Origin of the sequence: Actinomadura sp. 21ATH (assembly GCF_041951345.1) — a bacterium.
Lineage (GTDB): Bacteria > Actinomycetota > Actinomycetes > Streptosporangiales > Streptosporangiaceae > Spirillospora.
Genome location: NZ_JBGNUR010000006.1, coordinates 142,250 through 164,346, shown reverse-complemented (window position 1 = coordinate 164,346; position 22,097 = coordinate 142,250). Strand labels below are relative to the sequence as shown.

Annotated in this window: 18 protein-coding genes; 7 read left to right on the top strand and 11 right to left on the bottom strand. The window is 72.4% G+C overall.

The annotated features are described in order from the left end of the window. Positions 1 to 125: 125 nt before the first annotated feature. The 3 genes from rsmG (at position 126) to ACA361_RS20230 (ending at position 2,847) form a co-directional block, all read left to right on the top strand. Positions 126 to 785, top strand: a complete 660-nt coding sequence (gene rsmG / locus ACA361_RS20240) for a 16S rRNA (guanine(527)-N(7))-methyltransferase RsmG (protein WP_375013840.1) — start codon at positions 126 to 128, stop codon at positions 783 to 785. Between the two features lie 203 nt (positions 786 to 988). Further along, on the top strand, positions 989 to 1,858 hold the full coding sequence (locus ACA361_RS20235; protein WP_375013838.1) for a ParA family protein: 870 nt from the start codon (positions 989 to 991) through the stop codon (positions 1,856 to 1,858). Further along, on the top strand, positions 1,855 to 2,847 hold the full coding sequence (locus tag ACA361_RS20230) for a ParB/RepB/Spo0J family partition protein (RefSeq protein WP_375013836.1): 993 nt from the start codon (positions 1,855 to 1,857) through the stop codon (positions 2,845 to 2,847). The genes ACA361_RS20235 and ACA361_RS20230 overlap by 4 nt, the downstream gene beginning before the upstream one ends. 280 nt (positions 2,848 to 3,127) lie before the next feature. Here the strand turns inward: ACA361_RS20230 and ACA361_RS20225 are convergent, their stop codons facing one another. Together ACA361_RS20225 and ACA361_RS20220 are read right to left on the bottom strand one after the other, a co-directional pair. Then, a complete protein-coding gene (locus tag ACA361_RS20225) occupies positions 3,128 to 4,081 on the bottom strand; it encodes a D-alanine--D-alanine ligase (RefSeq protein WP_375013834.1) in 954 nt (317 codons plus the stop codon). A gap of 100 nt (positions 4,082 to 4,181) precedes the next feature. After that, the gene (locus ACA361_RS20220) at positions 4,182 to 5,414 is read right to left on the bottom strand and encodes a PLP-dependent aminotransferase family protein (RefSeq protein ID WP_375014233.1); all 1,233 of its coding nucleotides are present in this window, start codon (positions 5,412 to 5,414) and stop codon (positions 4,182 to 4,184) included. 255 nt (positions 5,415 to 5,669) lie between these two features. Here ACA361_RS20220 and ACA361_RS20215 point away from each other — a divergent pair, with 255 nt between their 5' ends. Continuing rightward, positions 5,670 to 6,287 carry a GNAT family N-acetyltransferase gene (locus ACA361_RS20215; RefSeq protein WP_375013832.1) on the top strand — a complete coding sequence of 206 codons (618 nt, stop codon included), beginning with the start codon at positions 5,670 to 5,672 and terminating at the stop codon, positions 6,285 to 6,287. A 114-nt stretch (positions 6,288 to 6,401) separates the two neighbouring features. On the opposite strand, the gene trxA is transcribed toward ACA361_RS20215, so the two are convergent. Both trxA and trxB read right to left on the bottom strand, forming a co-directional pair. Next, a complete protein-coding gene (trxA, locus tag ACA361_RS20210; protein WP_375013830.1) occupies positions 6,402 to 6,716 on the bottom strand; it encodes a thioredoxin in 315 nt (104 codons plus the stop codon). Between the two features lie 18 nt (positions 6,717 to 6,734). Next, positions 6,735 to 7,712, bottom strand: a complete 978-nt coding sequence (gene trxB / locus ACA361_RS20205) for a thioredoxin-disulfide reductase (protein ID WP_375013828.1) — start codon at positions 7,710 to 7,712, stop codon at positions 6,735 to 6,737. Between the two features lie 172 nt (positions 7,713 to 7,884). On the opposite strand from trxB, the gene ACA361_RS20200 reads away from it, so the two are divergent. Beyond that, the gene (locus tag ACA361_RS20200; protein WP_375013826.1) at positions 7,885 to 8,454 is read left to right on the top strand and encodes a dienelactone hydrolase family protein; all 570 of its coding nucleotides are present in this window, start codon (positions 7,885 to 7,887) and stop codon (positions 8,452 to 8,454) included. A gap of 168 nt (positions 8,455 to 8,622) precedes the next feature. Here ACA361_RS20200 and ACA361_RS20195 read toward each other — a convergent pair whose 3' ends face one another. The 6 genes from ACA361_RS20195 to ACA361_RS20170 all read right to left on the bottom strand — a co-directional run bounded on the left by ACA361_RS20195 (position 8,623) and on the right by ACA361_RS20170 (position 17,656). Beyond that, positions 8,623 to 9,429 carry a hypothetical protein gene (locus tag ACA361_RS20195; RefSeq protein ID WP_375013824.1) on the bottom strand — a complete coding sequence of 269 codons (807 nt, stop codon included), beginning with the start codon at positions 9,427 to 9,429 and terminating at the stop codon, positions 8,623 to 8,625. A 26-nt stretch (positions 9,430 to 9,455) separates the two neighbouring features. Next, positions 9,456 to 10,049 carry an RNA polymerase sigma factor SigM gene (sigM, locus tag ACA361_RS20190; RefSeq protein WP_375013822.1) on the bottom strand — a complete coding sequence of 198 codons (594 nt, stop codon included), beginning with the start codon at positions 10,047 to 10,049 and terminating at the stop codon, positions 9,456 to 9,458. 218 nt (positions 10,050 to 10,267) lie between these two features. Next, positions 10,268 to 11,926 carry an AMP-binding protein gene (locus ACA361_RS20185; RefSeq protein WP_375013820.1) on the bottom strand — a complete coding sequence of 553 codons (1,659 nt, stop codon included), beginning with the start codon at positions 11,924 to 11,926 and terminating at the stop codon, positions 10,268 to 10,270. A gap of 226 nt (positions 11,927 to 12,152) precedes the next feature. Continuing rightward, on the bottom strand, positions 12,153 to 14,018 hold the full coding sequence (gene murJ, locus ACA361_RS20180) for a murein biosynthesis integral membrane protein MurJ (protein ID WP_375013818.1): 1,866 nt from the start codon (positions 14,016 to 14,018) through the stop codon (positions 12,153 to 12,155). Beyond that, positions 13,948 to 16,596 carry a DUF6049 family protein gene (locus ACA361_RS20175; RefSeq protein ID WP_375013817.1) on the bottom strand — a complete coding sequence of 883 codons (2,649 nt, stop codon included), beginning with the start codon at positions 16,594 to 16,596 and terminating at the stop codon, positions 13,948 to 13,950. The genes murJ and ACA361_RS20175 overlap by 71 nt, the downstream gene beginning before the upstream one ends. A gap of 418 nt (positions 16,597 to 17,014) precedes the next feature. Further along, the gene (locus ACA361_RS20170) at positions 17,015 to 17,656 is read right to left on the bottom strand and encodes an aminoacyl-tRNA deacylase (RefSeq protein WP_375013816.1); all 642 of its coding nucleotides are present in this window, start codon (positions 17,654 to 17,656) and stop codon (positions 17,015 to 17,017) included. Positions 17,657 to 18,046: 390 nt separating this feature from the next. On the opposite strand from ACA361_RS20170, the gene ACA361_RS20165 reads away from it, so the two are divergent. Then, the gene (locus ACA361_RS20165) at positions 18,047 to 19,513 is read left to right on the top strand and encodes a CCA tRNA nucleotidyltransferase (RefSeq protein ID WP_375013814.1); all 1,467 of its coding nucleotides are present in this window, start codon (positions 18,047 to 18,049) and stop codon (positions 19,511 to 19,513) included. After that, positions 19,510 to 20,844 carry an adenosylmethionine--8-amino-7-oxononanoate transaminase gene (locus tag ACA361_RS20160; RefSeq protein ID WP_375013813.1) on the top strand — a complete coding sequence of 445 codons (1,335 nt, stop codon included), beginning with the start codon at positions 19,510 to 19,512 and terminating at the stop codon, positions 20,842 to 20,844. The genes ACA361_RS20165 and ACA361_RS20160 overlap by 4 nt, the downstream gene beginning before the upstream one ends. On the opposite strand, the gene ACA361_RS20155 is transcribed toward ACA361_RS20160, so the two are convergent. Next, a complete protein-coding gene (locus ACA361_RS20155) occupies positions 20,799 to 22,082 on the bottom strand; it encodes an MFS transporter (RefSeq protein ID WP_375013811.1) in 1,284 nt (427 codons plus the stop codon). The genes ACA361_RS20160 and ACA361_RS20155 overlap by 46 nt on opposite strands. Positions 22,083 to 22,097 lie beyond the last annotated feature (15 nt).

Genomic DNA, 22,097 nt, shown 5'->3' with positions numbered 1-22,097 from the left:
TCCTTACCCTGAGGGCGAGGAGTATGCGTGCGCCCTTGCCCGCACGGCGATCCGTAAGGTTCCTATGGCTTCCGGAGCAGTGTGTGCTGTGCGCCGTCCCGGCCTTATGTGGAACGATTCGTACGGTGGGGATTCAGAGTGAGGTTTTCGGGGAAACGCTGCCGGTCGCGGAACGCTATGCGGAGTTCCTCGCGAGCGCCGGGGTCGAGCGTGGCCTGATCGGACCGCGCGAGGTCGATCGGCTCTGGGAACGCCACCTGATCAACTGTGCCGTGGTCGCCGAGGCCGTACCGGACGAGGCGCGCGTCGTCGACATCGGCTCCGGTGCCGGCCTGCCCGGGATCGTGCTGGCCATCGTCCGGCCGGACCTCTCCGTCACCCTCCTGGAGCCGCTGCTGCGCCGCACGACGTTCCTCCAGGAATGCGTGGAGATGCTGGAGCTGCCGAACGTCGAGGTGCGCCGGGCGCGGGCCGAGGAGGTCGTCCAGGAGTTCTCCATGGACGTCGCCACCGCGCGCGCCGTCGCACCGCTCGACCGGCTGGCGAAGTGGGCGCTGCCGCTGCTGCGGCCCGGCGGGGAGCTGCTGGCGCTCAAGGGCGAGCGCGCCGCGATGGAGCTGGAGGAGGCGCAGCCCGTACTGAAGCGCTTCGGTGTCCGCTCCGCCGAACTGCTCCAAGTAGGGCGCGGTATGGTCGACCCGCCGACGACGCTTGTCCGTGTGGTCGCCGAACGGGAACGCGCCCCCCGGCGCACCAAAGGGTCCAGGAAGAAGAGGTCTTCATGAGCACAGGACCGGGCCGGCCTGACCGCTCCGTTGAATCCCCCCAAACGAACGGCGACGGCGGGGAGGCCCTCCCCTCCGGACACGCGATGTGGGGAAGTACGACGTCCGGAACCGCGGAGAACGTCGGATACGTACCGACGAACGGTGGCGCACAGGAGCCGCCCGGGCCGCGCAACGGGCCATCTCAGGGGGAGTCTGAACTGGTGCGTGAAGCGCTGAAGGACGCGAAGGTTTCACATGAAACAGCCCGCCGGGTACGACCGGTGCGGCGGGAGAAGGAGTGGCCGCGGCCGGCCGAGTGCCGGGTGATCACCATCGCTAACCAGAAGGGCGGCGTGGGCAAGACCACCACCTCGGTCAACCTCGCCGCCTCGCTGGCCATGCACGGCGCCCAGGTCCTCGTCGTCGACCTGGACCCGCAGGGGAACGCATCGACCGCCCTCGGCGTCGAGCACCACGCCGACGTACCGTCGATCTACGAAGTCCTGATCGAGGATCTTCCGCTCGACGAGATCGTGGTCGCGGCCCCCGAGATCCCGAACCTGCACTGCGCCCCCGCCAACCTCAACCTGGCCGGCGCCGAGATCGAACTCGTCTCGAAGGTGGCCCGCGAGTCGCGGCTGCAGAAGGCGCTGAGCGCGTACGACACGGGCAAGTTCGACTACGTCCTGATCGACTGCCCGCCCTCGCTGGGCCTGCTCACCGTGAACGCCCTCGTCGGCGGGCACGAGCTGCTCATCCCGATCCAGTGCGAGTACTACGCGCTGGAGGGCCTCGGCCAGCTGATCCGTACCGTGGACCTCGTCAAGGCCCACCTGAACCAGGGGCTCGTCGTCTCGACGATCCTGCTGACGATGTACGACGCCCGGACCCGCCTCGCGGCGCAGGTCGCCGAGGACGTCCGCAACCACTTCGGTGACGTCGTCCTCAACACCGTGATCCCGCGGAGCGTCCGGGTGTCCGAGGCGCCGAGCTACGGGCAGTCCGTCATGACGTACGACCCGGGCTCCAGCGGCGCGCTCGCCTACAGCGAGGCCGCCTCGGAGATGGCGTACCGGGGAGCGCCCGAGTGAGCCAACCGCGACGCAGGCAGCCCGGCCTCGGCCGGGGCCTGGACGCCCTCATCCCGACCCGCCCGCCGGCGGCGCCCCCGGCCACCGCCCCCGGGGACCCCGGCGACGTGCCGTCCAACGGCACGCCCGCGGCCGCTCCGCCCGCCGCGGAGCCCGCACCGGTCGGTGCCCACTTCGCCGAGATCCCGGTGGAGCGCATCCGCCGCAACCCCAGGCAGCCCCGCGAGGAGTTCGCCGAGGAGCCCCTGGCCGAACTCGCCGAGTCGATCTCCATCGTCGGCCTGCTCCAGCCGGTCGTCGTGCGCCGCATCGACGACCCCGAGCACGACTATGAGCTCGTCATGGGCGAGCGCCGGCTGCGCGCCTCGAAGATCGCCGGCCTGGACGCCATCCCGGCGATCGTCCGCGACACCGGCGACAACGACATGCTCCGTGACGCCCTCATGGAGAACCTCCACCGGCAGCAGCTCAACCCGATCGAAGAGGCCGCCGCGTACCAGCAGCTCCTGGAGGACTTCGGCGCCACCCACGAGCAGCTCGCCACGCGCATCGGGCGCTCCCGGCCGCACATCACCAACACGCTGCGCCTGCTGAACCTCCCGCCGGACGTTCAGCGCCGCCTCGCCGCGGGCGTCCTGACCGCCGGCCACGCCCGCGCCCTCCTGGGCCTGAGCACCGAGGCGCAGGAGCAGCTCGCGCACCGCATCGTCGCCGAGGGGCTGTCCGTCCGGACGGTCGAGGAGATCGTCGCCCTGCGCGAGGTCGACGAGGACCCCAAGGCCGCGCCCCGGCAGCGCCGCAAGCAGTCCACGGCCCCCGAGCTCCGCGAGCTGGCCGATCGCCTCTCCGACCGGTACGAGACCAAGGTCCGCGTCGACATGGGCACCAAGAAGGGCAAGATCGTGGTGGAGTTCGCCTCCATGGAGGACCTCGACCGCATCATCAAGGCCATGACCCTGGACGACGAGCCGGGCGGCCAAGCCTTCTGAACCACCGAACCGCGAAACGCCCCGGGCCGAAGCCCGGGGCGTTTCCATGTCCGCCCTCTCCCCCGCCGTCAACGCGCGAATGTTTCACGGGAAACCTCACCCGGCTCCCGGGCGCTGAGGAACGCCACCTGACCCGCCGAGACCCGCCGGTCCGGAGGCGGCGGGCCGATGTTTCACGGGAAACATTGGGAGGGGGTGGGTGGATGTTTCACGGGAAACATCGGGGGGTCGAGTGCCGCATGGGATGTGCGGCGCCTTCTGCGAATGGGAGTGGCCGTGCTCAGACGGACGTGCTGGAGCGGGCGTTCGCGAGGAGGCTCTTGCAGAGGGAGCCGAGGTCCAGGGACGCCGCGGTCAACGCCCGCGGGAAGAGGCTCGTCTCGGTCATGCCGGGGGCCACGTTCACTTCCAGGAAGTGGGCCTCGCCCGAGTCGTCGATGATGAGGTCCGTACGGGAGAGGTCGCGGAGGCCCAGCGCCCGGTGGGCCGTCACGGCGGCGTGGGTGGCGCGTTCGGCGGCCTCGGGGGTGAGCCGGGCGGGGGTGATGAACTCCGTGTCGCCGGCGTCGTAGCGGGCCGTGTAGTCGTAGCGCCCGCCGGCAGCGACGATCTCCACGGCGGGCAGGGCGTGCGGGGAGCCGTCGCGTTCGATGACGGAGACGGCGACCTCGGTCCCGGAGATGTACTGCTCGACGAGAGCGGCGTCGCCGTACGCGAAGCAGCCGACCATGGCGGCGGGGAGCTCGGTGGCCTCCTGGACGACCGAGCCGCCGAGGGCGGAGCCGCCGCGGGTGGGCTTGACGAAGAGCGGCAGGCCCAGGCGGCGGACGATGTGGTCGAGAACGGACGAGGCGCCGAGGTCGTGGAAGACCTCCTTGGGGAGGGCGACCGAGGCGGGGGTGTTCAGGCCCGCCTGGCGGACGACGGCCTTGGCGGTGGGCTTGTCCCAGGCGACCCGGCAGGCGTCGGGGCGGGAGCCGACGTAGGGGACGCCCATGAGTTCGAGGACGTCGCGGATCGCGCCGTCCTCGCCGGCGGCGCCGTGGAGGACGGGGAGCACGGCGTCCGGCGGGTCGTTCGAGAGGGAGTCCAGGAGCGTGGCGTCGGCGTCGCGGAGTTCGACCGGGACGTCCAGGGCGCGCAGCGCGTCCACGACACGGCGGCCGGAGCGGAGGGAGACCTCCCGCTCGTACGAGAGACCTCCGGCCAGGACGACGACATGGCCGAGTTCCACAACGATGCTCCTTAAACGGGAATCAGGGGTTCGCCCTGACGGTTTTCGCAAAGGCGCGCCGGCTCCAGGATGGGGGAGTCGGCGCGCCTTGTACGGGATTTCAGACCAGGCCCGGTCCGGGAGTGTCGACCCCGTTCGGGGTGGTCGCGCCGACGCCGCCGAAGGTGTCGCGGAGCCGGATCTCCTGCTCGATCACGGCGGCCAGCCGGCGGACCCCCTCGCGGATGCGGTGCGGCTCCGGGTAGCAGTAGGACAGCCGCATGTGCCGGTGCCCGCCGCCGTCGGCGTAGAAGCCCGTCCCGGGGACGTACGCGACGCGGTCGGCGATGGCGCGCGGGGCCATCGCCTTGGCGTCCAGGCCCTCGGGGAGGGTGAGCCAGACGAAGAAGCCGCCGGCGGGGCGGGTCCACGTGCAGCCCTCGGGCATCATCGCGTCCAGCGATTCGAGCATGGCGTCGCGGCGCTCGCGGTACAGCTCGCGGAAGTCCTTGATCTGCTCCTGCCACGGCTGCGTGGAGAGGTACTCGCGGACGGCGAACTGCGAGAAGCTCGGGTGGCACAGGACGGCGGACTCGGCCGCCAGGACGAGCTTGGCGCGGACGGCGTGCGGCGCGAGGCACCAGCCGACGCGGAGGCCGGAGGCGATCGTCTTGGAGAACGAGCCGAGGTAGATGACGCGCTCGGCGTCGTCGGCGCGGAGGGCGCGCATGGGCTCGCCGTCGAAGCCGAGGAGGCCGTACGGGTTGTCCTCCAGGATCAGGACGTCGTACTCGGCGCAGATCTCCAGGACCTGGGCGCGGCGGGCGGCGGTGAGCGTGACGCCGGCCGGGTTCTGGAACATGGGGACGGTGTAGAGGAACTTGACCCGCCGCCCCTCGCGGCGGAGCCGTTCCAGCGTCTCGCGGAGCGCGGACGGGATGAGGCCGCCCTCGTCGAGCGGTACGTGGACGACGTCCGCCTGGTACGAGGCGAACGTGCCGAGCGCGCCGACGTAGGAGGGCGCCTCCGCCAGGACGACGTCGCCCGGGTCGACGAAGATGCGGGTGATGAGGTCGAGCGCCTGCTGGGCGCCGACGGTGACGACGACGTCGTCCGCGGACGCCTGGATGCCTTCGAGGGACATGACCTCGCAGATGCGCTCCCGCAGCAGCGGGTCGCCTTGCGCGGACGCGTACTGGAGGACCTCTGCGCCGTTGCGCGCGATCAGGTCGCCGACCATCTGCCCCACGGCGTCCAGCGGGAGGGCGGAGACGTACGGCATGCCGCCCGCCAGGGAGACGACCTCGGGCCGGGAAGCGACCGCGAACAGGGCCCGGATCTCCGACGGCACCATGCCGGCGGCACGGGCTGCGTAACGGTCGGAGTAGGCGTCTGTACGCGCGTGCTGTTCCACGAGGCACCTCCGGGGTGTTCGGACGTTACTGCAAACTACGACATAGGCCCTGATGCTCGACGAGGCGGGGCGGCCGGGCCGCGCCGTTCGCGGGCGGAAAGCGCCCTGTCCGATACGATGCCCGAGGATCCCCGAGTGTTGCCGGGAATCTCGCGAAGTGGCGCACCGCACGTTTCCGCAGGGGGTGCTGTTCCGGTGTCGCGTCGTCTCGTCAACATCACGCTGGACAATCTGGACGATCTACCGCGCCGCTGCCGTCGCTGCGTGTTCTGGGAGCTCGATCCGGTGAGCCGCGACCGCGCCGTCGAGGCGGGGGCGCCGGAGCTGGAGAAGGAGGCGTGGATCTCCTCCACGCTCCTGGAATGGGGCAGCTGCGGCAAGATCGTCTATGTCGACGACGTCCCGGCGGGTTTCGTGATGTACGCGCCGCCGCTGTACGTGCCGCGTTCGGTGGCGTTCCCGACCAGCCCCGTCAGCGCCGACGCCGTGCTGCTGATGACCGCGCACATCCTGCCGGAGTTCGCCGGCGGCGGGCTCGGCCGGATGCTCGTGCAGGGCGTGGCCAAGGACCTCACCCGGCGGGCGGTGAAGGCGATCGAGGCGTTCGGCGACCTCAAGATCGAGGAGGGCGGCTGCCTGGTCCCCGCCGACTACCTGCTGTCGGTCGGCTTCAAGACCGTACGGCCGCATCACCGCTACCCGCGCCTCAGGCTGGAGCTCAAGTCGGCCCTGTCGTGGCGTGAGGACGTCGAGGTGGCCCTGGAGCGCCTCCTGGGCTCCATGACCCCAGAAGGCGCCCTCCGCCCCGTCTGAGCCGCTCTCAGCGTCCCGCGGGCGTTACCGAAGCGACGGGCCCGTACCGGATGTCCGGTACGGGCCCGTCGTCTCGCGCTCGCCGCGGGAGGGGGCGAGGTCTTCAGGGGCGGCTCAGATGAACTCGCCGAGTTCGCGCAGCAGGGCGGCCTTGGGCTTGACGCCCTGGATCTGCTTGACGACCTCGCCGTTCTTGTAGACGTTCAGCGTGGGGATGCCGAGGATCTGGTACTGGGCCGGCACCTTCGGGTTCTCGTCGATGTTCAGCTTGACGATCTCCAGCTTGTCGCCGTGCTCCTTGGAGATCTCCTCCAGGATCGGGGCGACCATCCGGCACGGACCGCACCATTCGGCCCAGAAGTCGACCAGCACGGGCTTGTCGCTCTTGAGCACCTCGGCCTCGAAGTCGGCGTCGGTCACGGCTTTCATCGGATCTCCGTTCTCTGATCAGCCCTGGTGGGACAGTTCCTTGGGCGGCTGCGGCACGGTCTCGGCGGCCCCCTGGTCCTGCAGCCAGCGCTCGGCGTCGATGGCGGCCGAGCAGCCGCTGCCGGCCGCGGTGATGGCCTGGCGGTAGATGTGGTCGACCACGTCGCCGGCGGCGAACACGCCGGGGATCTTGGTACGGGTGGTGGGGGCGTCGACGAGCAGGTACCCGTCGGCGTCGGTCTCCAGCTGGCCGTCGAACAGCTCGCTGCGCGGGTCGTGGCCGATCGCGATGAACAGGCCGGTGATCTCCAGCTCGCTCTCGGCGCCGGTCCGGGTGTCGCGGACCCGCACGCCGGAGAGGCGGTCGTCGCCGAGCACCTCGGCGACCTCGCTGTTCCAGAGGAACCTGATCTTCTCGTTGGCGAACGCGCGGTCCTGCATGATCTTGCTGGCGCGCAGCTCGTCGCGGCGGTGGATCACGGTCACCGAACGGGCGAACTTGGTGAGGAAGATCGCCTCCTCCATCGCGGTGTCACCGCCGCCGACCACGGCGATGTCCTGCTCGCGGAAGAAGAAGCCGTCGCAGGTGGCGCACCAGGAGACGCCGCGGCCGGACAGCCGCTTCTCGTTCTCCAGGCCCAGCTCGCGGTACCCGGAGCCGGTCGCCACGATGACCGCGCGGGCGCGGTACGTCTCGTCGCCCACCTTGACGATCTTGGGGTCGGCGGTCAGGTCGACCTCGGTGACATCGTCGGCGATCAGTTCCGCGCCGAACCGCTCGGCCTGCTGGCGCAGCCCGTCCATCAGGTCGGGGCCCATGATCCCGTTGGGGAAGCCGGGGAAGTTCTCCACGTCGGTGGTGTTCATCAGAGCGCCACCGGCGGTGACCGAGCCCTCGAAGACCAGCGGCTTGAGGTCGCCGCGCGCCGCGTAGATGGCGGCCGTGTAGCCGGCGGGGCCCGAGCCGATGACGATGACGTTGCGGACGTCGCTCACTGTTCTGTGCCTCTCCTCTGTTCACCCTGCGTGCCGGCGGGCGTCCCGTGGCCGCGACGCCGGCCGCCGCGCCCTCGGTTGCGACCCGGCCTGCCAGTCGCGACAACCGATACTAGGCCCCGGTGATTCCCGTACCGCGCGAGCAGGGGTTTTCCGGCCCTAGGCTGATCTCATGGCGCCGATCCTCCTGCTGCATTCGATGTACGGGCTGCGGCCCGCCGTGCACGCGGCGGCCGACCGGCTGCGCGCGGCCGGCCACGACGTCCACGTGCCCGACCTGTACGACGGGCGCGTCGTGGACGACCCCGAGGAGGGCGCCGCGATCAAGGAGGAGATCGGCCGGGACGAGCTGCTGCGCCGCGCGGTGTCGGCCGCCGCGCCGCACATCGGCCAGGGCCTGGTGTACGCGGGGTTCTCGCTGGGCGGCTCGATCGCCCAGAACCTCGCCCTCGCCGACGGCAAGGCCCGCGGCCTGCTGCTCCTGCACGGCACGTCCGACCTCGCCGACGACGTGTCCACCGAACTGGCCGTCCAGCTGCACGTCGCCGACCCCGACACCTACGAGCCCGTCGACTGGCTCAACGCCTGGTACCTGCGCATGCGCCGCGCCGGAGCGGACGTCGAGGTCTACCGGTACGGCGGCGCCGGCCACCTCTACACCGACCCGGACCTCGACGACTACGACGCCGAGGCCGCCGAACGCACCTGGGCCATCGCCGAGGACTTCCTCGACGACCTCTGACCGGGAACCGCCCCGGCGGGGACGCGTTCAGCGGCCGCAGACGAAAGCCGCCGGTCCCGCCCGGAGGGTCTCTCCGAGCGGAACCGGCGGCGTGATGTCGCGCTCGCCTGATTCCCGGTCACGGGACGGGGGCCCGCGGCCGGGGACGCGATGGATGGTCGCGGCGCTTCAGCCGCCGCGGCGGACCGTCGCCCGCTTGAGGATGCGCGGGTCCTGGGCGGTGCAGTCGGGGCCGACGACCCAGACGTCCAGCGTGCCCGCGGCGCCGGCCGGTGCCGCGATCACGGTGGCGGGGCCGCCGTCGAACTTCGCGGCGTCGACCAGTTCGGGCGACCTCCCCCCGGTGACGGCGCTGACGCAGCCGGCCAGCCGGGCGTCGGGCGGCCCGGCCGCGGAGCGCGGCTCGCCGCCCCGGTCGAGCGCGCCGTCGACCTGCCGGTCCAGGGTGCCGGCGCGGTAGTCGGTGCCGCTGCGGATGACCTCGAAGGCGGGCTTCTCGGGGGCGTGCTCGCCTGGAGCGATCATCTCGGACGGGCTGGGCCTGGAGTCGCCGGCGCTCCCTTTCGCGCCGGAGTCCTGGTTGTCACTGAGCGGTGGCGCGGTCGCCTGATGCTCGTTCCCGTCCAGGGCCACCGTGCCGGCGATGGCGCCACCGCCTAGCACGATCACGGTCGCCGCCGCGGCCGAGAGGATCCGCCAATGCCGCCTTCCACGTCTCTGTTCCAGGTTCACCACGGTGGCGGTGCTCAGCGACTCGGCCGCTATGGCCGAATCGATGCGGGACGCCAGCTCGGCGGGTATGGACGGGACGGGAGCCTCCGCCAGGATCCGGGAGACGTCCGCAAGGTCGGCGGATCGGTCCCGGCAGTCGGCGCAGGATTCGAGGTGCGCGTTGACGGAGGCGGCCTGGTCGTCTTCGAGCAGTCCCTCGGCCAGGTCGGCCAGGGTGTCGTAGTCATAATGCGCGGGGTTCATTTGGGCATGCCACCTCCTTCCACACCTCAGACGTTCTTACGGTCCCGACGGTTCCTGTGGTGGATCAGAAGCGGCGCCAGCCGGGCGCGGCCGCGCGCGCACCGGCTCTTGATCGTTCCGGCCGGGACCTCGAGGACCTGCGCGGCGTCGTCGACCGAATAGCCCATCATGTCGACCAGGACGAGCGCGGCGCGCTGCTCGAACGGCAGCTCCGCCAGCGCGGTGCGGACGTCCAGCGACACCCCGTGGGCGTCGGTCGGGTCGGGCATCTTGGGCGCGACCGCGTCGAAGGTGGCGTCGTCCCCCATCGGGGTGGCGGGCCGGACGGACTTGCGGCGGATCCGGTCGAGGCAGGCGTTCACCACGATCCGGTGCAGCCAGGTGGTGACGGCCGCGTCGCCGCGGAACCGGCCGGCCGCGCGGAACGCCGACAGGCACGCGTCCTGCAGCGCGTCCGCGGCCTCCTCGGGATCGCCGAGCGTGCGCAGCGCGACCGCCCACATCCGGTCCCGGTGCCGGTGCACCAGCGCGGAGAAGGCGTGCGGATCACCCTGGGAATGCCGGGCGAGCAGCTCCTTGTCCGGTACCTCGTCCACGTGCTGCATGCTCACCGACGTCATGAGCGCCCGCTCTCACGAGTGTGTGCGCCGCTCCATGCCGGATGCGTGCGGTCGATCCTGCCTGGTCGCGTCGACACCGCTGAAATCCTGGGGGAAGGGGACAATCTGCTCAGAGGCACGATACCGACTGGCACCGCCTCACGGGACGGTCCTCGCCACGTCATCCGCGACGGGGACCGTTTCGACCGGCCGGTACGGCGCCGGAACGGCGGGACCGGTCACCCCTTGGCGACGCCGTACACGGTGATCTCGCTCATCTTGCCCTTCGGGGGCGAGGGCAGCTGGGTGAACCAGACCAGCACGTAGCGCCCGGTCGCCCGCGCGGACCCCTTGAACGAGGTCTCGCCGGCGTTCGGCGACTGGCTGGCGAACGCGCTCATCGCGTCGATGTCGCGCTGGTCGCCCACCCTGACCTGGATGGTGCCGCCGCCCGCGGGAGTGGCGACCTTGACGCTGCTGACCTCCACGGCCCCGCCCATGTCGAGGACGACGCCCAGGCCCTTGGCCAGGTTGCCGAAGTTGGTGTCGGCGTACGTCTGGGTCTCCCAGACCTCCCCGTTCCGGCCGTCGGTGAGGACGTTGAGGTTCTTGCCGATGGTGTCGTCACCGTTGCCGCGCGAGACCTTCTCGGCGGGCGAGACGTTCGCGACGGGGAGCTTGCCGGCCTGCGGCGCGGCGGGCCGCGACGTGCGGGGCTGGTCGGTGGCGCCGGGCTGCCCGCCCTCGCCGGACGAGCCGCTGCTGCCGATGGCCCAGGCGCCCAGGCCGACGATCACGGTGAGCGCGGCGGCGGCGACGCCGAGCAGCGCGCGGTTGCTCGTCTTGAACCCGCCGGGGCGCTGCGGCGACGCGGGCATGGTGCCCCGCGTGCCGGTGCCGGGCGGCTGCCCGTGCTGCGCCGCGTGCTGGGGGCCGCGCTGCGCGCGCCCCTGCGGCGCGGGCTGCCGGCGGCCGCCCTGCTGCGGATGCTGGTGCTGCGCGGGACGCTGCCGCCCGGGGGCCTGCCGCTCGGGCGGGCGGGACGGCGGCGGTACGTGCTGGGTCCGCGCCTGCGTGTTGTGCCGGGTGGGCGCCGGCGGCTGCGCGCTGCCCAGGCCGGCGAACAGCGGCAGCGGCGTGCGCGGCACGCCACGAAGCGCCTTGGCCAGCTCGGCGGGGTCGGCCAGCGGCTGCTGGCCCGCGACCTCGATGCCGAGGCAGCGGCAGACGATCGCGTCCACGGCGAACGGGACGCCCGCCTGGACCTGGCGGGGCGCCTTGACCGTGCCGTCGACCTGCGGGGCGGCGGGCAGCGCCGACCGCTCCGGGGCGCCGGGCCAGTGCGCGGTGAGCGCCGCGTACAGCATGCCGCCGAGGCTCTCGACGTCCCGCCGGGCGGGCTCGTCGGAGTAGCGGTCGGCGAGGACGGCGTCGGTGGCGATGCCGAGCACCTTGACGGTGCCGCCGGTCGTCCACACCAGGTCGCGGGGCGACAGGCACAGGTGTGCCAGGCCGGCCTCGTGGGCCGCGGCGATGGCCTCGGCCGCTTCGTAGAGGAGGGTCGCGGCGCGGCCGGGTTCCAGCGGGGCCTTCTGGAGCATCTGCTCCAGGGTCTCGCCGGCGACCCACTCGCTCACCACGTACGCGCTCTCGCCGCTGTCGTCGGCGTCGAACACCTGGGTGAGGCGGGGGTCGGTGAGCCGGCTGGCGGCGCGTGCGGAGGTGACCACCTCGGCGATGCGAGGGAAGTCGGGGTCGAAGGTCCGGACGGCCACGGCACGGGCCAGGATCTCGTCGATGGCCTTCCAGAACGAGGAGCCGCCCGACTCCTTGATGCGCTTCTCGAGACGGTAGCGACCGGCGAGGCGCGTGCCGGGCTCGATGACGGACGTGCTCACGGCAACGTCCTGCACAGGTGGTCAGATCCCATGTTCGTGGCGTGGCAGCTTACGCCTCCGACCCTCCTTTTGCGTTCCCCAGGGTGTCGCCCCGCAAGCCGTACTGCCCAACCATGGTAGTGCTAACTCTGATGGGCGGCTGCCTTATCGGGGCGCGTCCTGTGTACTTTGTCACGCGTACCTCGGCCGTTCTTCTGGCCTTTTCTCACGTCCTCCTGTTCTTCCGTCACTTTCGTCCCGGCAGCCGGCGCGTGATCATCGACATCATCGAGCCGACCTCGTCCACCCGCATCATCCGTGCGAAGGCGAGGTAGAGCAACCCGCCGCCGGCGCTGCCGACCGCGAGAGCGAGCAATCCGGTGCCCAGGCCGGGGCCGAGCGCCGCGTCGACGATCGCGTGGACGGCGTAAGCGAAACCGATCAGCGGCCAGAGGGCGACGATCAGCTTCAGATACGAAACGAAGATGCGGCGGCCGTCCATGCCGCCCAGCCGGCGGCGCAGGATCGCCCAGCCGAGCACCGCGCCGACCGTCTGCGCGATCGCGAACCCGCCCGCGATCCCGACGATGATCTTTTCGGTGGGCAGCACCGTGTAGGCGGTCAGCGCCATCGCGATATTCGTGATCACCACGCCGATGCCGATGAACGTGGGCGTCCGCGTGTCCTGCATCGAGTAGAAGACCCGCAGCATCAGCTGGTACGCCGCGAACGGCACCAGCGCGATCGCGAACATCCGCAGCACGTCGGCGATGACCTGCGCGTTCTCCACGGTCGTGGCGCCGTGCGCGAACAGCACGACGGTGATCTCCGAGGCGAGCACGCCCATCAGCCCGGCGGCCGGCAGGATCACCACCGAGCACAGCCGCAGCCCGCTGGAGAAGTCGTCGCGGACCTCGGCCATCCGGCCGGACGCCGCGTGCTCGCTCATCCGCGGCAGCAGCGCCGTGATCACCGAGACGCCGATGATCGCGTACGGCAGCTGGAAGAGCTGGTAGGCGTTGAAGTACGGCGTGTACCCGACGTCGCCGAGGCCCTGCTCACGGCCCAGCACGCCGGCCGCGTTGGCGAGCCGGGTGGTCACCGCGAACCCGATCTGCGTGATCACCACGTAGGCGAGCGTCCAGATCGCCATCTTGCCGATCTGGCCGAGCTCGCCCTTCTTGAAGTCGAGCCGGGGGCGCCAGCGGAAGCCCGAGCCGCGCAGCGACGGCCACAGCGCCAGCGTCTGCAGCGCCATGCCGCCGATCGTGCCGCCGGCCAGCAGCGCGACCTGCCCGTCGCTGATCGACTCGGGGGTGACCCGGCCGGTGGCGACCAGCAGGAACGCGCCGGCCGTGCAGCAGATGACGATGTTGTTGAGGACCGGCGCCCACATCGGCGCGGCGAACCGCTTGCGGGTGTTGAGGATCGCGCCGGAGAACGCGCTGACGCCCAGGAAGAAGATCTGCACCGCGAACAGCCGGGCGAACAGCACCGCCAGGTCGCGCTGCGCGCCCTCCATGCCGCCGCCGTAGATGCTGATGAACAGCGGGCCGAGCAGTACCGCCACCGCGGTCATCAGCGCGAGGCCGAGCACCGCGAGCGTGAACAGCCGCTGCTCGTAGCGCGCGCCGTACGCCGCGTCGCGCTCTCTGGCCCGCACGATCAGCGGGACGACCACGGCGGTGAGGATGCCGCCGAGCAGCAGGTCGTAGACGATGAACGGGACCGTGTTGGCGGTGTTGTACGCGTCCGCCAGCGCGCCGGTGCCGAGGGCGGCGACCAGCAGCGCGGTCCGCAGGAAGCCGGTGATGCGGGAGGCCAGCGTGCCGACGGCCATCATCGCGCCGGACCTGAGCAGCCCGGCCGCGCCGCCGCCCCGTCCGCCGCCGTCCGATGCGGGCGGCTGCTCCCGCGGCGGGGCGCCGGTGGCGCTCAGGTCGGCGGTCGCGTCGGGCGTTCCGGTGCCGGGCGGGGTCCCCGGTGTGGCCGCGGGACCCGACTGGCCTAGCCCTGCGGCGGCACCGCCCGGGAGCGGCAGGTCAACCCTGGTCGCCGCCCCGGTGCCGGCCGGCGGCGGGCCACCCGGACGCCCCTGCCCCGGGCTCGGCATCGGCGGCCGGCCCTGCGGCTGGCCCGGGGCCGGCCTCGCGTGGCGGCCAGGGGTCCGCGGCGGAGGTCCCGAAGGAGTCTGCGGGTTCTGCGGGTAGGGCGGATTCTGCGGGTGCTGCGGATGCTGAGGGTGCTGCGGATGCTGAGGGTGCTGCGGGGGCTGGGGATTCTGTGGCCACGCTTCCCGGCCACGCGGATCCGGGCGTCCCTGCGGCCCCTGGGGTCCCTGCGGCCCCGGCTGCGCCTGCGGGGCCCATCGGCTGTGCGGATCCGTTCGTCCCTGGGGCCCCGGGTGCCCCTGCGGGGCCCACCGGTCCCGGCCCGGCGGGGGGCCGGACGGCCTCTGCCCGGGTGGGGGGCCTGAAGTCGGGGGCACCGCCGGCCACGGGTCCGGCGCCGGCGGCCGCTCCGGATCCCGCTCCCGCGGGTCCGGCCGCCGCTGGTCCCATTCCGGTCGATCCGTCACCGGCTGCCTCCGCTTTCCGGCGGCGCCTCGCTCTGATGGCCCGCACTCCGACGCCCACGAAGAGTACGGCAAGTCCGCCACCGGTGATGAGCAGTGCCAGCTGCCCGTAGCCGGTGGTGCGGACCTTGATGTACGTCGCCTCGCCGAACGTCCGCCCGTCCGACGACTTCAGCCGCGCCTGCACCTGGACGCTGCCGTTGCCGGCGAACTGCACCGGGATCCAGCGGGACCGCTTCTGCCCCGGCCCGAGCCTGATCAGCTCTTCCTGGTCGTCCACCTGGCCGACCTGGAGGCGGGCGGTGTTCTCCGACACGATCTCCAGCCGGACCTCGATCGTCTGGTCGGGCAGGCCGTTCACGATGGTGACGGGGAACTTGCCCGAGCCGCCCGCCAGCGAGACGCGGTCCTTCTCGGGCGGGATCACGGCGACCCGCCCCATGTCCGCGTCGAGCCGGTCGTCCAGCGCTTCGCGGGCGGCCACCGCCTGCTTGTAGCGGGACTTGCCGCGCCACGCGGTCGACTCCATCCGGAGCACCGCGCGCCGGTAGTTCATCTTGATCGGCTCGACCATCACGGAGCCGAACCGGGCGGCGGAGCGGGAGATGCGCGCGACCTCCCGCAGGTAGCGCTCGCCCAGCTCGTACGCCTCCATGGAGTCCGGGTAGCCGCGGTAAACGCGCTCCTGTGGCGCCGCCGCGGCGACCTTGGCGAGGTCCGTGGTGCGCATCCAGGCGCTGCCGCCGGTGTGGCTCAGCAGGTTCTTGGCGAACGCGGGCGAGGGGCTCCAGCGCCGGTCCGGGACGACGACCAGCGAGCGGGCCAGCGTCGGCGCCTCCGCGCTGATCATCGCGGTCTCGGCGAGGAAGCGCTGCTCGGCCAGCACGGCCGAGCCCGGCGTCCGGGTGTCGGCGCTGACGATCCTGTTGAGGGTCTCGTCGTACACGACGGCCCGCTTGGTGCCCTCCGACGTCGGGAGCGAGGTGGTGGCGCTCGGCGTGTAACCCTGCGCGGGATCGGCGAACGCCGCGCTGCTCATCAGGAACGTCCCGTTCCCGAGCCGGCCCGCCTTGGCCATCTGGTCGAGGGTGCCGGGCCCCGCCATCCCGGACGGCGGCCAGGCGACCTGGGTGTTCGGCTGGCGGCGCAGGACCTGGCCGGCGACGCCGGTGTTGCCGTACGCGATGCCGAGGTGGTTCTGCATCTTGTGGCGGACCAGCGCGACGGCGTCGGGATCGGCGTACGGGACGGTGAAGTACGGGTCGTCCTTGGAGGCCGCGCGCAGCGCGTTCAGCCAGGCGTCGGCGGCGGGGCTCTTCTCCTTGCGGGTGCCGCGCTCGCTCTTGGGCGGCTTCACGGTGTACGCGCCGCTCGCCATCGTCTGGACGTCGTCCATCAGGGCCGGATCGATCGACCAGGTGATCGGGGTGCGGGTGCTCGCGGCGGCGCCGACGAGGCCGCCCAGCCGGCCCTGCGGCGCGATCTCGGCGGCGAGCCGGTCGTCGAGGAACGTGTCGTCGGCGGCCCGGTGCTGGCGGCTCATCAGCGGCCAGACCCACGCCACCGACAGCGGCTTGACCTGCGTGCCCCGCGGCATGAACGTGACGAACGTGGTGACGCCGGCCAGCGCCTGGCCGTACTGGTTCACGACCTCGACGCCGATCGGGTAGACGCCGAACTGGCGGAGGCCGATCGCCGCGGTGGTGGTGCTGAGCGAGAAGGTCGCCGCGCCTCCGGCGGCGCCCGCCTGCGGCAGCGGCCGGGAGGCCGGCGCGCCGCCGAGCCGGGCCGGCTGGCCGGCGGCGAACTGGGCCAGCTCGGTGCGGCTGCTCATCCGCTGGGCGGAGGTGCGCAGCCGTACGGTCACGCCGGGGAGCTCCTGGCCCGAGACGTTCCGCACCGCCCCGGTGACGGTGATCCTGGACTTGGCGCCGGTGGCCTCGGCGGTCTTGGGGGTGACCGTGCCGAGCGCGAGGGTGACCTGGCTCTTGGACCGGTCCTGGCCGGCCGAGCCGCGGTCCCGCGCGGGATCCGCGGCGGCGGGTTCGGCGGGCACCGCCATGGCCGTGGGCGCGGTGCCCACGACCACGCAGGAGAGCAGGGTGGTCGCAGCCACCGCGTGTAGGACCGTTCTCACGCCCTGTCCGTCCACACCGTTCTCGTTCGGAGTCTCGTTCGGGGCCTCACCCGGAGTCCCGTCCGGAATCGCGCCCGGAGGCCGCCGGGCGCCCGGGTTCGGCGGGCGTCGCTTTCCCGCGTCTCGCGCACGATCGTAGCCCCGCCGCCGCACCGCCCCGGCCTCCCGCCGCCCGGGAGCGCGCCGCCGGGCCGGTCCGTACCCGTCACCCGCCCCTCCTGATCATCGCCGTCCGCTTCGCTCGCCTTCGCCCCCACTCTGCCGCCTCGGACCTCACGTCGGCGTAAAGACGCGAAAGGAGCCCGTCCAGAAGTACGCGCGCGGCGGCGGCGACGGACGGCATGGCGCCGGAAGGCCGGACGGCGTGTCGAGCCTCGGACGGTCGCGGACGGGTGGGTCAGGTGCTGGACGAGTTCGCCCGCGAGGGATTGGTGCCGTGCCGCCGGCGGGCGGGGAGACCGGCCTTGGACTGCCAGGGCGGCCGCCGTTCGGCCCGTTCGCCCCGCTCGGACCGTTCAGCACGCTCGGGACGCTCGGGACGCTCGCCCCCGCTCAGCCGGACGGGCTTGGCGCCGCTCAGCGCGCAGAGATCGGACGCGCGGATCCCCAGGGCCGTCGACGCCTCCCCCGTCGCGGTGTAGACGACGTCGTCCAGCGGCAGCGCGTCCAGCATCCCCTGGTCGACCAGCACCGGCATGCCGTCGGGCAGCAGCAGCGGGCACACGAGGTCGGCGGCGTACTCGGTGACCGAGTTGACCAGGTCGGCGCGGGCAGGACGGATCAGCCGCGCGCCGGTGGCCTGCCGGACCGGTTCGGCCGGCGGCTCCGTCCCGGCCGGGACGATCACGCCCGCCAGGAAGCGCCGGCCGCTCTGCACGTCGTTGCAGGCGAAGATCCGCGTCGCCAGGCAGCGGCCCGCGGGCAGGCCGAGCGCTCCGGGCAGTTCGTCCGCGCGGGCGATCCCGGCCGGCAGCCGGACGATCTCGTGCTGGATCTCCTGTTCGAGGAGCGATCGGTGGATGGTGAGGGCGTCCTTCATCTTCGCCTCCGTCCCGCGGGGGATCCGTCCCCGCGCACACCCCCGGTTCCGGTCCCTGCACCCCGGTGGGCCCGTGTAGTGAGAGAGCCCCCACATACCCCCGCAGCCCGTCTTCATCCCTGCCGCACCGGCGCGCGCCGGCGGCGCCTCTCCGGCCGGCTCGCGACTCGGGTGGAACGCCCCCGGCTGCTCCCCGCTACCGTTGAGCGTCTTACGGGAGTCCTCGGCGATGGTCCGTCCTGATACGGCGGGGCGTCATCGGGGGTGTCCAGAACGTAACCCGGAGATCGCACCATGTGAAGGGTCTTCTTACTCCACCTTCGCGGACGAAGGGGTCGCTCCGGGGTACGCAAAGCCTTTTGTCCGCAGGTCCCCGAGGAAATACGCTGGATGGCCGTGTCCAAAGACCAAGTGACCCCAGAGCAGGCGCCCGAGCGGCGCGTCGCGATCGCCGAACTGCTGCGCCCCATCGCCCCCGTGGCGGACGAGCTCGGCGCCCGCTTCCAGGCCGCGGGTCACGAGCTGGCGCTGGTCGGCGGGCCCGTGCGGGACGCGCTGCTGCGCCGGCCGGGCAAGGACGTCGACCTGACGACCGACGCCCCGCCGGAGCGGATCCTGGAGCTCGTCAAGGGCTGGGCCGACAACATCTGGACGATCGGGATCGAGTTCGGCACGGTCGGGCTGCGCAAGGGATCCCACGAGCTGGAGATCACCACCTACCGCAGCGAGTCGTACGACCCCAAGTCCCGCAAGCCGCAGGTGCGGTACGGCACGTCGCTGCACGAGGACCTGCGCCGCCGCGACTTCGCGGTGAACGCGATGGCGGCCCGCCTGCCGGGGCACGAGTTCGTCGACCCGTTCGGCGGGCTGGCCGACCTGCGCGACAAGGTGCTGCGGACGCCGGGCCGGCCGGAGGACTCCTTCGGCGACGACCCGCTGCGGATGATGCGCGCCGCCCGGTTCGCGTCCCAGCTCGGCTTCACCGTCGCGCCGGACGTCGTCCAGGCGATGACCGACATGGCCGGCCGGATCGAGATCGTCTCCGCCGAGCGGATCCGCGACGAGCTGTCCAAGCTGATCTGCGGCGCGCACCCGCGCGAGGGGCTCGCCCTGCTCGTCGACACCGGGCTCGCCGCGCAGGTGCTGCCGGAGCTGCCCAGGCTGCGGCTGGAGATCGACGAGCACCACCGGCACAAGGACGTGTACGAGCACTCGCTGATCGTGCTGGAGCAGGCGATCGCCCAGGAGGAGGACGGGCCCGACCTGATCCTGCGGCTGGCGGCGCTGCTGCACGACATCGGCAAGCCGAAGACGCGGCGGTTCGAGGCCGGCGGGCGGGTGTCGTTCCACCACCACGAGGTGGTCGGCGCGAAGATGACGCGCAAGCGGCTGACCGAGCTGCGCTACCCCAAGGACGTCGTCCAGGCGGTGTCGCGGCTGGTGGAGCTGCACCTGCGCTTCCACGGCTACGGCACCGGCGAGTGGACCGACTCGGCCGTCCGCCGGTACGTCCGGGACGCGGGCCCGCTGCTGTCGCGGCTGCACAAGCTGACCCGGGCCGACTGCACCACCCGCAACAAGCGCAAGGCGGACCGGCTGCGCCGCACGTACGACGATCTGGAGACGCGGATCGAGCGGCTGGCCGAGGAGGAGGAGCTGGCCGCGATCCGCCCCGAGATCGACGGCAACGAGATCCAGGAGATCCTCGGGATCAAGCCGGGCCCGCTGGTGGGGAAGGCGTACAGGTTCCTCCTCGACCTGCGCCTGGACCGCGGCCCGATCGGGCACGACGCGGCGGCCGACGAGCTCCGCCGGTGGGGCGCCGAGCAGGGCATCCTCGGCGGGGAGGCGCCGTGATCGAGCTGACCCTGGGCCGGATGAGCCCGGCCGAGGCCGACCGGCTGCTGGCGTTCGACCGCGAGCACATCTGGCACCCGTACGGCCCGATGCCGGCGACCGCGCCCGTACTGCCGGTGGTGTCGGCGTCGGGCGTGCGGCTGACGCTGGCCGACGGCACCGAGCTGATCGACGGGATGTCGTCCTGGTGGGCCGCCGTGCACGGCTACAACCACCCGGCGCTGAACGCCGCGGTGACCCGCCAGCTCGGCAAGATGGCGCACGTCATGTTCGGCGGCCTCACCCACCCCGCCGCGGTGGAGCTGGCCGGGAAGCTGGTCGAGCTCTCCCCCGCGCCGCTGACCAAGGTGTTCTTCGCCGACTCCGGCTCGGTGGCGGTCGAGGTCGCGATCAAGATGGCGCTCCAGTACTGGCGGTCGCAGGGCCGGCCGGAGAAGCACCGCCTGCTGACCGTCCGCGGCGGCTACCACGGCGACACGTTCGGCGACATGGCCGTCTGCGACCCGGTGAACGGGATGCACCACCTGTTCAGCGACGTGCTGGCGCGGCACGTGTTCGCGCCGCCGCCCCCGCTCGGGTACGCCGCCGAACCCGACGAGGCGTACCTGACCGAGCTGGCCGCCCTCGCCGGCGAGCACGCCCACGAACTGGCCGGGATCATCGTCGAGCCGATCGTCCAGGGCGCCGGCGGGATGCGCTTCTACGCCCCCGAGTACCTCCAGGCCCTGCGCGCGCTGGCCGACGAGCACGGCCTGCTGCTGATCCTGGACGAGATCGCCACCGGGTTCGGCCGTACGGGCGAGCTGTGGGGCAGCGACCACGCCGAGATCGCGCCCGACATCATGTGCGTCGGCAAGGCCCTGACCGGCGGCTACATGACGATGGCCGCGACCCTGTGCACCGACGAGGTCGCGCACGGCATCTCCGCGGGCGAGGCCGGGGCGCTCATGCACGGCCCCACGTACATGGCCAACCCGCTGGCGGCGGCGGTCGCGAGCGCGTCCATCGACCTGCTCCTGTCGCGCGACTGGCGTACCGAGGTCGACACGATCGAGGCCGTGCTGACCGCCGGCCTGGAGGGCGCGGCCGACCTGCCCGGCGTCGCCGGCGTCCGCGTGCTGGGCGGCATCGGCGTGGTCGAGGCGCGCGGCCCCGTGGACGTCACGGCCGCGCAGGCGATCGCCATGGACCACGGCGTGTGGCTGCGGCCGTTCGGGAAGCTGGTCTACGCGATGCCGCCGTACGTCTGCACCGAGGACGAGACCGGCCACATCGCCGACGCCCTCTACGCGATCGCCGAGTCCCTCGTGCCGGACGACGCGGCCCAGTAGACAGCGGCGCCCACCGCGTACGCCGCGATGACGATCCCCAGCGTCGGGTAGGAGACGCCGTCGGCGGGCAGCCACGCGGCCGCCGCCGCCGCGGCCGCGGCGAACGTGGCGTTGAACAGCATGTCGTACACGGCGAACACGCGCCCCCGGTAGGCGTCGTCGATCGACTCCTGGAGGATCGTGTCGACGCAGAGCTTCACGCCCTGCGACACCACCCCCAGCGCGAACCCGCCCGCCGCCCACAGCGGCTCGCTGAACGGCGTCCCGAGCAGCAGCAGGCACGCCGCCCCCGCCGCCAGCAGCACGGTGATCCACGCCTGCTTGCTGATCCGCCGCACCACCAGCGGGGTGATCACCGCGGCGGCGAAGAACCCGGCGCCCGAGACGCCCAGCATCATCGCGAACGTGGCCAGTCCCGCGTCCGCGTCGTCCGCGAAACGGTTGCGGCACAGCAGCAGCGTCATGATCAGGATGACGCCGTACAGGAACCGGTGGAACGACATCGCCGCCAGCCCGAACGCCGCCGGCCGCCGCCGCACGATGTGCCGCCCACCGTCCACGAGGCCGCGCAGGACGTTCCCCAGGGCCTCCCGCGTCTGCGGCGCCGCCTCCTCCAGATGGGGGCCCAGGACGCCGCGCGGCAGCGACGTCGCGACCAGCCCCGCGAGCAGGAACATGCCGCCGCAGCACAGCAGGATCAGCGCCGTCCCCGCGTGCCCGGCCCCGAACAGCCCGCGCAGCAGGTAGCCGACACCGCCGCCGGCGAACGCGATGACCGTCCCGGACGTGACGGCGAACGCGTTCGCCGTCACCAGATGCTCGCGCTTCACCACGTGCGGGAGACCGGCCGACAGCGCCGCCAGGAAGAACCGGTTGACGCCCAGCAGCATCAGCACGCCCACGAAGAAGGCGGCGCCGTCCTGCCCCGCCCCCACCAGCGCGGCCACCAGAACGATCATGACGGCGCGCAGCACCGGCGTCCACACCAGGATCTGCCGCCGCCGCCAGCGGTCGATCAGCACCCCGGCGAACGGCCCGAGCGCCGAGTACGGCAGCAGCGTCACCGCGAACGCCGCCGCGGCCTTGCCCGCCGACGTCTGCCGCTCCGGCGAGAAGAACACGTAACCCGCCAGCGCCACCTGGAACACGCCGTCGGTGAGCTGCGAGGTCAGCCGCGTGGCGTACAGCCGCCGGAAGTCCCGCCCACGCAGGATCGCCCGCAGTTCACTAGCTCTCACCAGCCCAGCCTAAAG

Coding starts and splice junctions, on each gene's coding strand:
- ACA361_RS20220 (WP_375014233.1), bottom strand. CDS start 5,414: ATGGTGCCGTCGGAGATCCGGGCCCTGTTCGCGGTCGCTTCCCGGCCC.
- trxA (WP_375013830.1), bottom strand. CDS start 6,716: ATGAAAGCCGTGACCGACGCCGACTTCGAGGCCGAGGTGCTCAAGAGC.
- ACA361_RS20200 (WP_375013826.1), top strand. CDS start 7,885: ATGGCGCCGATCCTCCTGCTGCATTCGATGTACGGGCTGCGGCCCGCC.
- ACA361_RS20195 (WP_375013824.1), bottom strand. CDS start 9,429: ATGAACCCCGCGCATTATGACTACGACACCCTGGCCGACCTGGCCGAG.
- sigM (WP_375013822.1), bottom strand. CDS start 10,049: ATGACGTCGGTGAGCATGCAGCACGTGGACGAGGTACCGGACAAGGAG.
- murJ (WP_375013818.1), bottom strand. CDS start 14,018: ATGCCGAGCCCGGGGCAGGGGCGTCCGGGTGGCCCGCCGCCGGCCGGC.
- ACA361_RS20170 (WP_375013816.1), bottom strand. CDS start 17,656: ATGAAGGACGCCCTCACCATCCACCGATCGCTCCTCGAACAGGAGATC.
- ACA361_RS20165 (WP_375013814.1), top strand. CDS start 18,047: ATGGCCGTGTCCAAAGACCAAGTGACCCCAGAGCAGGCGCCCGAGCGG.